At 61.6% G+C, this 12,361-nt stretch carries 13 protein-coding genes; 2 read left to right on the top strand and 11 right to left on the bottom strand.

Annotation, left to right across the window (positions count from 1 at the left end; genetic code table 11):
- Nucleotides 1-38: 38 nt before the first annotated feature.
- The 11 genes from acnB to rpmJ form a co-directional block, all read right to left on the bottom strand.
- The gene (gene acnB / locus ACVWVQ_RS03190; protein ID WP_457489640.1) at nt 39-2,663 is read right to left on the bottom strand and encodes a bifunctional aconitate hydratase 2/2-methylisocitrate dehydratase; all 2,625 of its coding nucleotides are present in this window, start codon (nt 2,661-2,663) and stop codon (nt 39-41) included.
- Nucleotides 2,664-2,765: 102 nt separating this feature from the next.
- A complete protein-coding gene (prfA, locus tag ACVWVQ_RS03195; protein WP_011433196.1) occupies nt 2,766-3,848 on the bottom strand; it encodes a peptide chain release factor 1 in 1,083 nt (360 codons plus the stop codon).
- Between the two features lie 54 nt (nt 3,849-3,902).
- Nucleotides 3,903-4,127, bottom strand: coding sequence for a 50S ribosomal protein L31 (gene rpmE / locus ACVWVQ_RS03200; protein WP_011433195.1), 225 nt, complete (start codon nt 4,125-4,127; stop codon nt 3,903-3,905).
- A gap of 76 nt (nt 4,128-4,203) precedes the next feature.
- Nucleotides 4,204-4,614 carry a 30S ribosomal protein S9 gene (gene rpsI / locus ACVWVQ_RS03205; protein ID WP_011433194.1) on the bottom strand — a complete coding sequence of 137 codons (411 nt, stop codon included), beginning with the start codon at nt 4,612-4,614 and terminating at the stop codon, nt 4,204-4,206.
- A complete protein-coding gene (gene rplM / locus ACVWVQ_RS03210) occupies nt 4,611-5,066 on the bottom strand; it encodes a 50S ribosomal protein L13 (RefSeq protein WP_011433193.1) in 456 nt (151 codons plus the stop codon). Before rplM ends, rpsI begins: the two co-directional genes overlap by 4 nt.
- 45 nt (nt 5,067-5,111) lie before the next feature.
- Nucleotides 5,112-5,969 carry a tRNA pseudouridine(38-40) synthase TruA gene (gene truA, locus ACVWVQ_RS03215; RefSeq protein WP_414331177.1) on the bottom strand — a complete coding sequence of 286 codons (858 nt, stop codon included), beginning with the start codon at nt 5,967-5,969 and terminating at the stop codon, nt 5,112-5,114.
- A gap of 13 nt (nt 5,970-5,982) precedes the next feature.
- On the bottom strand, nt 5,983-6,333 hold the full coding sequence (gene rplQ, locus ACVWVQ_RS03220; RefSeq protein ID WP_414355790.1) for a 50S ribosomal protein L17: 351 nt from the start codon (nt 6,331-6,333) through the stop codon (nt 5,983-5,985).
- A gap of 95 nt (nt 6,334-6,428) precedes the next feature.
- A complete protein-coding gene (locus ACVWVQ_RS03225) occupies nt 6,429-7,436 on the bottom strand; it encodes a DNA-directed RNA polymerase subunit alpha (RefSeq protein WP_414355789.1) in 1,008 nt (335 codons plus the stop codon).
- Nucleotides 7,437-7,586: 150 nt separating this feature from the next.
- Nucleotides 7,587-7,973, bottom strand: coding sequence for a 30S ribosomal protein S11 (rpsK, locus tag ACVWVQ_RS03230; protein WP_011433189.1), 387 nt, complete (start codon nt 7,971-7,973; stop codon nt 7,587-7,589).
- Between the two features lie 84 nt (nt 7,974-8,057).
- A complete protein-coding gene (gene rpsM / locus ACVWVQ_RS03235) occupies nt 8,058-8,441 on the bottom strand; it encodes a 30S ribosomal protein S13 (RefSeq protein WP_011433188.1) in 384 nt (127 codons plus the stop codon).
- A 223-nt stretch (nt 8,442-8,664) separates the two neighbouring features.
- The gene (rpmJ, locus tag ACVWVQ_RS03240) at nt 8,665-8,781 is read right to left on the bottom strand and encodes a 50S ribosomal protein L36 (RefSeq protein WP_011433187.1); all 117 of its coding nucleotides are present in this window, start codon (nt 8,779-8,781) and stop codon (nt 8,665-8,667) included.
- A 167-nt stretch (nt 8,782-8,948) separates the two neighbouring features.
- Between rpmJ and ACVWVQ_RS03245 the strand changes: the two genes are divergently transcribed.
- Together ACVWVQ_RS03245 and ACVWVQ_RS03250 are read left to right on the top strand one after the other, a co-directional pair.
- The gene (locus ACVWVQ_RS03245; protein ID WP_457506838.1) at nt 8,949-10,937 is read left to right on the top strand and encodes a carboxypeptidase regulatory-like domain-containing protein; all 1,989 of its coding nucleotides are present in this window, start codon (nt 8,949-8,951) and stop codon (nt 10,935-10,937) included.
- 88 nt (nt 10,938-11,025) lie between these two features.
- The gene (locus ACVWVQ_RS03250) at nt 11,026-12,087 is read left to right on the top strand and encodes a carboxypeptidase-like regulatory domain-containing protein (RefSeq protein ID WP_457506839.1); all 1,062 of its coding nucleotides are present in this window, start codon (nt 11,026-11,028) and stop codon (nt 12,085-12,087) included.
- Nucleotides 12,088-12,361 lie beyond the last annotated feature (274 nt).

Raw genomic sequence — 12,361 nt, forward strand, 5'->3', positions numbered from 1 at the left:
CCTGCCATGCTATCAGGGCAGCTAGCCCCTATTCTCGCTCAAGAACGGCTCCTGGACAGCTCCTCCACGTGCTGCCGCGGGATGACCCGTCCTTCGTCCTCAAAGCCAGGGATCTCGTGGAAGTTGAGGTAGCGGTACAGCTCGCCGGCAAAGGGCTGGATCTTGGTGGAGACGATCTCTCGGTACTCCTCAGGGGTGGGGATCCGGCCCAAAAGGGCGCAGGCGGCGGCCAGCTCGGCGGATCCCAGATAAACCCGCGCGTCTTTGCCCATGCGGTTGTTGAAGTTGCGGGTGGAGGTGGACATGACGGTGGCCCCGTCTTCCACGCGGGCTTGGTTGCCCATACACAAGCTGCATCCCGGCATTTCCGTTCTGGCCCCGGCGGCAGCAAAGATGCCGTATACGCCTTCCGAGCGCAGTTGTGCCTCATCCATGCGGGTGGGCGGACAGATCCAGAATTGGCGCACCTTGGCCCGCCCTTGGCCTTCCAGGATTTTGGCGGCGGCGCGGTAGTGGCCGATGTTGGTCATGCAGGAGCCGATGAAAACTTCGTCAATCTTGATCGGCGTATCGGGGTTGCCGGCGGCGTGTTGGGCATGGACTTCGCTCAGGGTCATCACCTTGTCGGGATCGTTGGGGGCACAGACAATTGGCTCGGTGATGGTGCTGAGGTCGATTTCGATGACTTCGGCGTATTCAGCGTCGGCATCCGCCTCCAGGAGGGTGGGGCTGGCCAGCCAGGCTTCCATTTTGGCGATGCGCCGCAGCAAGGTTCTCGCATCCTGGTAGCCGCGGGCAATCATGTTTTTCAGCAGCACCACGTTGGAGCGCAGATATTCTGAGACCGTCTCGAGGCTCAGCTGGATGGTACAGCCGGCACAGTTGCGCTCTGCCGAGGCATCGGTAAACTCGAAGGCCTGCTCCACCTTCAGATGCGGCAGGCCCTCGATCTCCATGATGCGCCCGGCAAAGACGTTTTTCTTGCCTTTTTTCTCAACGGTGAGCAGCCCCCTCTGAATGGCCACGTAGGGGATGGCATGGACAATGTCCCGCAGGGTGATCCCCGGCTGCAGTTCCCCCTTAAAGCGCACCAGCACCGATTCCGGCATGTCCAAGGGCATCACCCCCATGGCGGCGGCAAAGGCCACCAGACCGGATCCCGCCGGGAAGGAGATCCCCAAGGGGAAGCGGGTGTGGGAGTCGCCCCCTGTGCCCACGGTGTCGGGCAGCAACATGCGATTCAGCCAGGAGTGGATAATGCCATCGCCGGGACGCAGGACAACGCCCCCGCGGGAAGCGAAAAAGTCGGGCAGCTCTTTGTGGATCTGGATGTCCACCGGCTTGGGATAGGCGGCGGTGTGGCAGAAGCTCTGCAGCACTAGGTCGGCGTTGAAGCCCAGACAGGCCAGCTCCTTCAGCTCATCGCGGGTCATGGGGCCGGTGGTGTCCTGGGATCCCACGGTGGTGATCAGGGGCTCGCAGCTTGTGCCCGGGCGCACGCCCGGCAGCCCACAGGCTTTGCCCACGATTTTTTGCGCCAGGGTATAGCCCTTGCCGGTGTCTGCCGGGGGAGTGGGGCGGATAAACAAGGTCGAGGGAGGCAAACCCAAGGCTTGGCGGGTTTTGTCGGTGAGGGCACGGCCAATCAACAGGGGAATACGTCCCCCCGCCCGCACTTCGTCGGGGAGGGTCACGGGCCGCAGGGAAAAGGTGGAGAGAACCTGGCCGGCCTCAGAGCGGATCACGCCTTCGTAGGGGCAAATGGTAACCACCATGCCGGTTTCCAGGCGGGAGACATCGCACTGGATGGGCAAGGCCCCGGCATCTTCGGCGGTGTTGAAGAAGATGGGCGCAATGGTGCCCCCCAGGATCACTCCCCCAGCCCGCTTGTTGGGCACATGGGGAATGTCGTGGCCGATGTGCCAGAGGAGTGAGTTGAGGGCGGATTTGCGGGAGGAGCCGGTGCCCACCACATCCCCCACAAAGGCAACGGGATGGCCGCGGCGCTTCAGCTCGGCAATGGTAACCAGGGATCCTGGAGCGCGGGACTCCAGCATGGCTTGGGCGTGGAGGGGGATATCCGGGCGGGTGGTGGCGTGGGCGGCGGGGGAAAGGTCATCGGTGTTGATCTCGCCGGCAACCTTGAACACTGTTACAGTGATTGCTGCGGCCAGGGGAGCTTTGGCGGTAAACCATTCGCCCTTGGCCCAGGACTCGATCACCTGTTGGGCATAGGCATTGCCGGACTGGCTCAGCTCCAGCACGTCGTGAAAGGCATCGAAAACCAGCAGGGTGTGGCTGAGGGCGCGGGCTGCTGCCGCTGCAATCTCACTCCGGGGATCCCGCAACAGATCCAGCAAAACCTGGACGTTGTAGCCCCCCAGCATGGTGCCCAAGAGCTCCACCGCCCGCAGGGGAGTGATCAACGGGGATTCAACCTCCTCCTTGGCCACAGCGGCCAAAAAGCCCGCTTTCACATAGGCGGCTTCATCGACCCCCGGCGGGACGCGCTCTGTTAAGAGGTGCAACAAAAAGGCTTCTTCGCCGGCAGGCGGGGCCTTCAGGAGCTCGCACACCTGGCTGGTCTGGGCAGCGTTTAAGGGCAGCGGCGGGATCCCTTGGGCCTCGCGGGCAGCGGCGTGTTGGCGGTATTCGGCCAGCATGGGGGTTTAGGCACTCGACGTGGGTATTTATTCTACCGCTAGCTCGGCAGAGGAAAGGTCCTCGAGAAGGGATCCCATTCGCTGGCGGTAACTCAGTTTGGCCTAGGATAGCTCCGCCAACAGCTCTTTTTGGTAAAGGCCAATACAAGCCTGGATCAAGTCGTCCAGCTCCCCATCCAAGATGGGCTGCAGAGGGAAATTCTGGTTGAGGCGGTGGTCGGTAACGCGGTTGTCCTTGTAGTTGTAGGTGCGAATTTTTTCCGAGCGGGATCCCGTTCCCACCTGCATGCGCCGAGCAGAGCTAATGGAGGCCTGTTGCTCCTGCAGCTTCATCTCGTAGAGTTTGGCCCGCAAAATCTGCATGGCCCGCTGGCGGTTCTGCAGCTGGGAACGCTCCTCGGTACAAAACACCCGGATCCCGGTGGGCTTGTGGAGAAGATCCACCGCCGTCTCCACCTTGTTCACGTTTTGGCCGCCTGCCCCCCCAGAACGTGCCGTTTTGATTTCGATGTCTTTCGGGTCGATGACCACCTCCACCTCGTCCACCTCTGGCATCACCGCCACCGTGGCCGTCGAGGTGTGGACACGGCCTTGCGCTTCGGTAACGGGCACCCGCTGCACCCGATGCACGCCGGCTTCAAACTTGAGCTTGCTGTACACCTGATCCCCTTGAATCTCCAGGATCGCCTCTTTGTAGCCCCCCAGCTCTCCTTCCGAGAGGCTCGCCAGACGCACCGACCAGCCCAGCTTTTCGGCGTAGCGGGTGTACATGCGGGCCAGATCCGCCGCCCACAGCGCCGCCTCCTCCCCACCGGTGCCGGCGCGAATCTCCAACATAATGTTCTTGTCGTCGTTGGGATCCCGGGGCAGCAGCAGCAGGGTGAGCTTTTCCTCCAGTTGTTCTTGGCGGGCCCGCAGTTGCTCAAGTTCCGCTCTTGCCATCGCCTCCAGCTCCGGGTCGGAGGCCGATTCCCGCAAAAGTTCTTCCGTCTGTTGCAGATCGCGATTCAGCTTTTGCCAGTCGTGAAAAGCCTGGACGGTGGCCTCCAAGGAGGAGCGGGCCTTGGCAATCCGCTGCAGCTCAGCGGGATCCGTGGCCACGTCCGGATCGGCCAAGCGCACCGTCAGCTCCTGAAAGGTGGCTTCGACATTCTTAAGCTGGTCGATCAGTTGAGCAGAAGCCATAGACTTGCGATACCCAGGAATCCAAGTATTGCCCACACCCAGATGGGGGAACCTCTACTTGGCCTTTTTGCCACCGCTCATGCCGTATTTGCGCATGAACTTCTCCACCCGGCCTTCGCTGTCGATGATCTTCTGGCTGCCGGTGAAAAAGGGATGGTTGCCCGACCAAACATCCACCTTGAGCTCCGGCTTGGTGGATCCCACCGTCATCACCACTTCGCCGTTGCAGATGACTTTGGCTTCTGGATACCACTGCGGGTGCAATCCTTTCTTGGGCATAACCCTTTCCTCCTCTGGGCCTGTTTCTATACCCTTGTCTATCAACATCTTCCTCTAAAAACAACGGCAGGGATCCCTAGCGCTTCGAGTACTGGGGAGCCTTGCGGGCCTTGCGCAGGCCGTATTTCTTCCGCTCCACGGCGCGCGGATCCCGTTTCAGATAACCCTCGACTTTCAAAGGGCCGCGATTGGCCGGATCCACCTCGCAGAGGGCGCGCGCCACCCCCAGCTTGATCGCATCCGCCTGGCCGTGAACGCCGCCGCCATGGGCTCGCACTAGGATATCGTAGGAGTTTTCCAGACCAAGGATCTCCAGCGGCCCCTTCACACTGGCCAGCAGGGCTTCTTGATACTGCAGATACTGGTCTCCCGGCCTGTCGTTGATGATGATTTTGCCCGTGCCGGGCACCAAACGCACGCGGGCAACGGCGGTTTTGCGGCGTCCCGTTCCCCAATAAACGGCTCGTTGGCTGCTCGCTTGAGTCATGCTTTGGCTCCTGGGATCGTGTTGAGGGGATAAACCTGGGGTTGCTGGGCCTCATGAGGGTGGTTTGGCCCGACATAAACTTTCAACTTGGTGAATTGCCGCCGGCCCAAACGGGTGTGGGGCAACATTCCCTTGACCGCTTTTTCCACCACCCGCTCCGGCAGGCGCGCCTGCAGTTGGGCAAAGGTTTCCACTTTCATGCCGCCAGGACGGCCGGAGTGGCGGCGGTAGAGCTTTTGGGTGCGCTTTTTGCCGGTGACCACCACTTTCTCAGCGTTGATCACAATTACATAGTCCCCCGTATCCAGGTGAGGGGTGAAGTCCGGTTTGTGCTTACCCCGCAAGAGGGTGGCCACAGCGGCGGCCAAGCGGCCCAGGCGCTGATTGGCAGCATCCACCAGATACCAGCGGGGCGCCAGAGTCTCGGGGTTGGGAAGGGGAGTTTTGTTCATGGCAGTCAAGGAAACATATCAGGACAAGCTTGGAGATCGCCCAGATCAACCGCAGGAATGGGCCAACGCAGCCGGCGACCGGAGGGCGGAGGGAGGCTCTGTGGGCAAGGCCCAAAAGGGCGGCGAGTGGGCGAACTGTTGACCGAAGGGATCCGCAGCATAGCCCACATCCGTCAGGCACAGCCCTTGCGGAGGAGCGCTGTAGCGGGTGCGCATCTGGCTCCAGTCGTTGTGTTGCCACAGGTGGACAAACTGTGCCGGGCTGAGCTGGCCCCGGCCCACCACCTCTAGGGATCCCACCAAGAGCCGCATCATCCGGTAGAGGAAGCCGCTGGCCTGCACCTCAATGCTGATCAAGTCCCCCAGCCGCTGGCAGAGCACCTCCTGCACCTGTACCCGCGAGTGGGGCCGATCCGATCCCCGCCGCCGGAAGGCTTCCAAGCTGTGCTCCCCCAGCAGGGAATTCAGGGCTTCCGCCATCGGCTCCACCTGCAGAGGCCAACGCACTTGCCAGCTAAAGAGGCGCCAGAACACATCCGGTCGCTCCCGGTTCAGGATCAGGTAGCGGTAGCGGCGCCAGCGAGCCGAAAAGCGGGCGTGCCAGGAGTCAGGCACTTGAGCAGAAGCCAGCACTACCACATCTTCCGGCAGACAGTCGTTCAGCACCCTCGACCACTCCGCCGCAGGGATGCCGGAGGTGGTGTCGAAGTGGGCCACCTGGCCTGCAGCATGAACCCCCGTATCGGTGCGACCGGCCCCATAGAGGGTTACCGGATGCCCCGCCCGCGACGCAATCGCCTCCTCCAGCACCCCTTGCACGGTACGGCGGGCTGCCTGGCGCTGCCAGCCATAGAACCTGCTGCCGAGGTACTGAATTCTCAGGGCAATGCGACGGTACGGCATGGATCCCTTCCTGCTACACCAGCTCGATAACCGCCATTTCTGCTCCATCGCCCCGCCGATGCACGGTGCGCAGGATGCGGGTGTAGCCACCGGCCCGATCCCGGTAGCGCTCAGGAGCCTGCTCGAACAGGGAGCGCACCAAATCCTTGTCGTAGATATAGGCCAGCGCCTGTCGCCGCGCCGCCAGGGATCCCTCTTTGGCCAGGGTAATCATCTTCTCAGTGGTGGCCCGAATGGCTTTGGCGCGGGCTTTGGTGGTGGTGATCCGCCCTTCCCGCAGGAGAGCCGTGGTCAGCGCCCGCATCAGGGCCTTGCGCTGGTCGGCGGGCTTGTTGAGGTGGGGGGTACGACGGCGGTGGCGCATGGTAACCTCTGCCTTTTGTCCTACAGTCTTCGGGGATCCTTGGGTTTTGACGCGGTCGTGCCGGCGGTGCCGATACTTTGGACGGAACCTGAACCCTACGCCTTGCCCTTTTCGCGGGTGCGGGGCAGCGTCAGACCAAAGCGGTTTTTCAAGGCCTGCACCACCTCTTCGGCAGATTTCTGGCCAAAGTTTTTGATCTCCAGCAGATCTTCCTCGGTGTAGACCAGCAGATCGGCCACCGTGTTGATCTGAGCTCGCTTCAGGCAGTTGTAGGCCCGCACCGATAGCTGCAGCTCCTCGATGGGGATCTGGTTTTTCTGGTTGTCCTCGGCTGGCTGGGGCGGCACAGGGGTATCGAAGCTGACCTCCTGCAGCGGCGAGAACAAGCCCACCAAAATGCGGGCGGCTTGGCTGAGGGCCTCTTGCGGGGTGAGGCTGCCGTTGGTCCAGACTTCCAATATTAGCCGATCTTTTTCCAAAGATTGGCCGACCCGGGCTGCTTCCACGGCGTAGTTCACCTTGCGCACCGGCATGAAGACAGAGTCGATCTGCAGAAAATCAATCGCCATCGCTTTGCTGTCGGAGTAATCGACGGCGCGGTAGCCATGTCCTCGGCCAATCATGAACTCCATTTCCAAAATTGCCCCTTCCGCCAGGGTGGCAATGTGGTGACGGGGGTTGATCACCTCCACGTCGCTGGGCAATTGCAGCTTCTCGGCGGTGACTTCCCCTGGCCCCTGAGCCACCAAACGGCCCACCTGAGTATCGGGAGCGGTGGAGCGCAGCACCAACTCCTTCATGTTCAGAAGGATCTCCATCACGTCTTCCCGCACCCCCGGCACCGTGGAAAACTCGTGGCTCACCCCGGCAATGCGTACAGCGGTCACCGCCGTCCCTTCTAGATTGGAGAGCAACACCCGCCGCAAAGCGTTGCCCACCGTGATCCCTTGGCCGCGCTCCAGTGGCCCCAGAGCAAATTTGCCGTAGTGAACGCCGTTATCATCCCGATGAGATTCAACACACTCGGTCTGGTAAGCAACAGCGCTTGAGCTCGCTTTGCTGCCGAGAGAGTGGAGGAGGGTTCGGCTGGTTTGAATCATCATAGTGGCCCCGTCCGTCTGGCTCGATATCCGTTTGGAGAACTGATGAAACTTCGAGGTCATCTCACGCTTGGGCAGACCTTCGCTGGGGCATGGCGTAGCTCTGGAGAAAACCCCCTACAGACGCTCGACCAGCCCTCAACGCGGGATCCTTCAGACACGCCGCCGCTTGGGAGGACGGCAACCGTTGTGGGGAATGGGGGTAATATCTCGAATCAGAGTAATTTCCAGGCCCGTTGCCTGTAGAGCGCGAATGGCGGTTTCCCGACCGGCTCCCGGCCCGCTCACCATCACTTCGATCTGGCGCATGCCGTTCTCCATGGCTTGACGCGCCGCACTTTCTGCTGCCATTTGGGCGGCGAAGGGAGTGCCCTTTTTGGCCCCTTTGAAGCCCGTAGAACCTGCCGAGGCCCAAGACACCACATCGCCGTTGGGATCCGTGATGGTGACGATGGTGTTGTTGAAGGTGGACTGAATGTAGGCCACCCCATTGGGGATGTTCTTTTTGACTTTACGTCCGCGCCGTTGCTGCCGAGCCATGATCCAGGTGTCCTTGCAATCGACTGTTTGGGGTTGGGATTCGGGATGGTGGAAGAGTTTTGCCTTCCGCGCAAAGCCGAGCGACTACTTCTTGGCAGGAGCTTTCTTCTTGCCGGCCACCGTTTTCCTGACCCCCTTGCGGGTGCGGGCGTTGGTGCGGGTGCGCTGACCACGCACGGGCAGACCCAGGCGATGGCGACGACCTCGATAGGTGCCGATGTCGATCAGCCGCTTGATGTTCATCGCCTCCTGGCGGCGCAGATCCCCTTCTACCTGGTATTCGCCCTCCACCACCGTCCGTAGGGCGGCCACCTCAGCGTCGGTGAGGTCGCGGGTACGAGTATCCGGATTGATACCGGTCTTCGCCAAAATCTGGCGGGAGCGGGTTAGCCCAATGCCGTAAATGTAGGTGAGGGCAATCTCCACTCGCTTTTCTCGGGGGATGTCAACTCCCGCAATCCGTGCCATAGTCAGGGGTACCTTTCAAATCAAACCAACTCGAACACACTTGCCCAGTAAGGATTGAGTTGCCTGCCTGAGATGGGATCCTCATTCAGAGAAATGTTGCTGTAGAGATGCCGGTCTTGGGATCCATGCTCACCGAGAGGTCTAGCCAACGTTTTGCTCGGTTGTGTCGGAAGCCTTTGCCTCTGTCTCCCGTTGCAGGCTGAACCCACCCACCATCGACCCTCTAGCCCTGCCGCTGCTTGTGCTTGGGGTTGGAAGAACAAATGACCATCACCCGACCGTGGCGGCGGATGACCCGGCATTTTTCGCAGATCCGACGGACGGAAGGCCGTACCTTCATGGTTGATCCTGACAAAACCAGCGAATATCCATTCTATGTTCGTCTGGGCAGCCTGTCAAAAAATGGGTTTGGGCTTTCCGGCACCGAGGGGACGGTCGGGTTGGCTATGCTGGTTGGGCAAGGATCTCCTGAGTCAAAGCAGGCGCGGCTGTGGAGTGAGGAAGGCCATGCGGTGGCAATGGCTGGTTGTGCTGAGTGGTGTGCTGGGGCTGGGATCCCCTGTGTTGGGGCAAGGGATCCCTTCGCCGGCAGCAGGCTCCTCCTCTGCGGTGGAGAACTTTTCGACGGACGGGAACGGCCTGAGGACAGAGGGGGATTGGCTTTTGCCGTTGCGCAGCTCTGCCGATCGCATCGATGGGGTACCGGATCGGGGCTGGGTCGCGGTTGGGCTGTTGGAGGAGCAGGCGGTGACTCTGCTGGATGGGGCCAGCGGGGATCCCTTGTGGCAGGCGGCGGTGGGGTTTGCCCCCAGTGTGGTGCGGGTGGATGAGGCGCGGCAGGTGGTCTATGCCTCTGGCCCCAATGCCCCTGGGCTGGTGGCCCTCGATCTGCTGACGGGGGAGCTGATTCAGGCTTATGGGTTGCCGGCAGGGGTTTTGGATATTGCCGTGGATGGGGTCACAGGGCGGGTTTTCGCCTCCATGCCTTCTGCCCAAAGTCTGGCGGTGATGGCTGCTCCCCTGCGCGTCAGCGGTGCGGAGCACAAACGCCAAAGCGATCCCTCAGAGCAGCCGCAAGCCCGCAATTTGCCGATGCCCGGCCCCCCCTTGGCGCTGGCCTATGATGCGCAGCGGGGATCCCTGTTTGTGGGCCTAGCCGGGGAGGATCCCCTCAGTTTGCTGGTGGTCAACCCAGACAATGGGGAGTTGTTGGCCCGTTGGCGCGGCGGCAATACTCCGGAAGCGATGGCTTTGGATGCCGAACGGCAACGCTTGGTGGTGCTCAACTCGGGCAGCCAAGACCTGACGGTGCTGGATCTGAGCCGCAGCGGCGAGGCCCTGCAGCGGGTTGGCCTGGATTGGCGACCGACGCGGCTGGCCCTTTCCCCTGATGGACGTTGGGCTTACGTGACCTCCCGCGATAGCGACCGCCTGCAGCTGGTGGATTTACAGACGGGGCGATTGGTGGCCTCGCTGCGGCTGCAGGGACAGCCGACGGGTCTGGTGATGCTGGGGGAGCGGGATCTGTGGGTGGTGGCAGCAGGGATCCCAGCTTTGCGCCGTTTGCAGGATATTCAGGCTCAAGTTGGCGACGGCGGGACAGAGGTCCTGAACGGGGGAGTCCCCTCTCCAGGCAACCGCGGTGTGGTGACCGGGCGGGTGCTGGATATTGCCGGCCAACCCGTTCAGACCGGGGTTTTGCACCTGGCCGCCACGCCAACCCAACCCAGGCAAACCGTCCGCATTGCTGCCGACGGCACTTATGTGCTGCCGGAACTGCCGGCTGGCCTGTATTTGGTAGATGTGGAGGTGCCGGGTTTTCCGCTGACCAGCACCCAGGTGGAAGTCCGGGCCGGCTTTGTCTCCACTCAGGATATTCGCCTGCCGCCAGGGGAACCGACCCGCCAGCCGGAGGGCATTGGCCTTTTGCCGGATGAACCCGTTTACTCGGATGAGCTGGCCCGCCACCTCAGCATGGCCCTGAAGGAGTTGCAGCCCCAGCGACCGGTACTGCTCTTGAAGGGGCCTCTGGGGCCGGATCCCCGGTTTGAGCCGCTTCTGCCCCTCACCCAGGGCCTAACGTTGTTGGATCGGGATGAGCGCTACACCTCCGATTTGGCCAAGCTGAAGGCCATCGGGGATGCCCTGGGATTGCGCTACATCCTTTTGACCCAGATGCAGATCTCGCGGGACTACAACCGCCAGGGCAACTCTCTGCTGAATACGGCCTTACGCTTTGTGGCCCCGACGGTGCCGGTGGAAATTCCCAATTTCACCCCCAACCAGTTGCGCAGCCGCGGGGTGGTGGTGGTGGTGGACTTGCAGAGGGATCGGCCTGGGGATCGGGCCCGCTACTACGAAGCCTATGGGCGGGATGATGTGGGCGGGGATCCGATGTTTGAAGATGCGGCAGCGGGCCTGTTTCGGCTGCAGGTGCGCAACATGGTGCCGGTGTTTGTCCAACAATGGCAAGCCAACAACCCCTTTTCTGGGTGAGGATCCCTGCAGCAGGATCTTGCCCTGTTCGCGTCAGGGGTGCGGAGCAGAATAGAACCGACTGCTACTACCGGATGCAACCTTCGCCATGCCTTTTTTCTTCTTTCATCCTCTCCGGCACAGGATTAGCTATCGCTACGCAACGCTCTCGCGAACAGGCAGTCTGGCCCTCTGCGGCTGGCTGGCACTGGCTTCAGGAGCGCTGGCTCAGGCTCCGGCCACCCCCATTCCGCGGTTGACACCGTTGTTTCCCTCCCAAAACAGAGGGCAGCCCCAGGGAACAGCACGGCTGGTGGGGCAGGTGAGCAACAGCGTGGGGCAACCTGTGGCGGGGGCACAGGTGCAGTTGGAGGGCATGGAGAACCCCAATCAGCCGATTCAAACCGATGAGCGGGGCGCTTTTGAGCTAGACCAAGCCCCAGCCGGGCGTTGGCTGTTGACGGTGTGGCACCCCGACTATGAAAAGGCAGAGCAGGAGATCCTGCTGCAAGGGGGCCTGACGACCCCTGTGGATGTGGTTTTGCAGGTGCCGATTCGGCCTCAACCCCGCCGTCGCCTTGGCATTTTGGGGGTGGGAGGGTTGGAGCATACCCAACTGTTGGGCCAACGCCTGGCCATAGAGGCGGTGCGTCTGGGCTTGATCCCCAACGGCGAGAAGGTGGTGCCCCTGGACAACCGTCGCATTCAGCCCATTTTGCAGAAGGTGGGCTGGCCCATCTACGAGCTGTTTGAGTGGGATCGCCGCAAGCCGGAGGCGGTGGGCCAATTTTTCGATTACCTAGGCCTGGAAGCCATCGTCATCGCCCGCGTCGATGTCCTCACTCGACCAGCTTCGCCAACGGAGCTGAGCCTGCGTTCCCGCAGCCGCCTGGAACTGTGGCGGTTTGATGAGCAAGGCAACCTTGTGGTAGATATCCTGGCCGAGGCCAGTCGCGATCAGGTGGAGCGGAGCAACCTCAATGCTGCCGAGCTGGCCCAGCTTTATCAAATCCAAGTCACCCAGATGGCTGCTGAGGTGGGATCCCGCTGGAAGGAAAATCACCCGCTGGCCCAATACCTAGAACTGGCTCAGGGAGAAGCCCCACCCCCACGCTCCCGCCTGGACACGGCTGTGGAGCTGCGCATTCCCCCTGCCACGCCTACCCCTTAGGTTGGGAACTGCCCAAACCCATTCCCCTAGCTAACCGATTCGCGTTAGCGGTGTGGAGTACTGAAGTTGGCCTCAACAGCGGAGCAGCGATGGGATCTACAAGGGCGGGGCCAACCAAGACCAAGATATCTTCTTTATCTTCTTTTGCTTCACCTGTTCAAATCAAAGTTGTGCTCGCCGAGGCTGTTCCGGCGCTGGTTGCCTTGGCGGTGGGGAGCACATCGTTTGGGATCCCTTCCTGGCTTACCCAGTAGTGTTGCACACCATTTCCTCG

This window comes from Thermostichus sp. MS-CIW-36 (assembly GCF_054059035.1).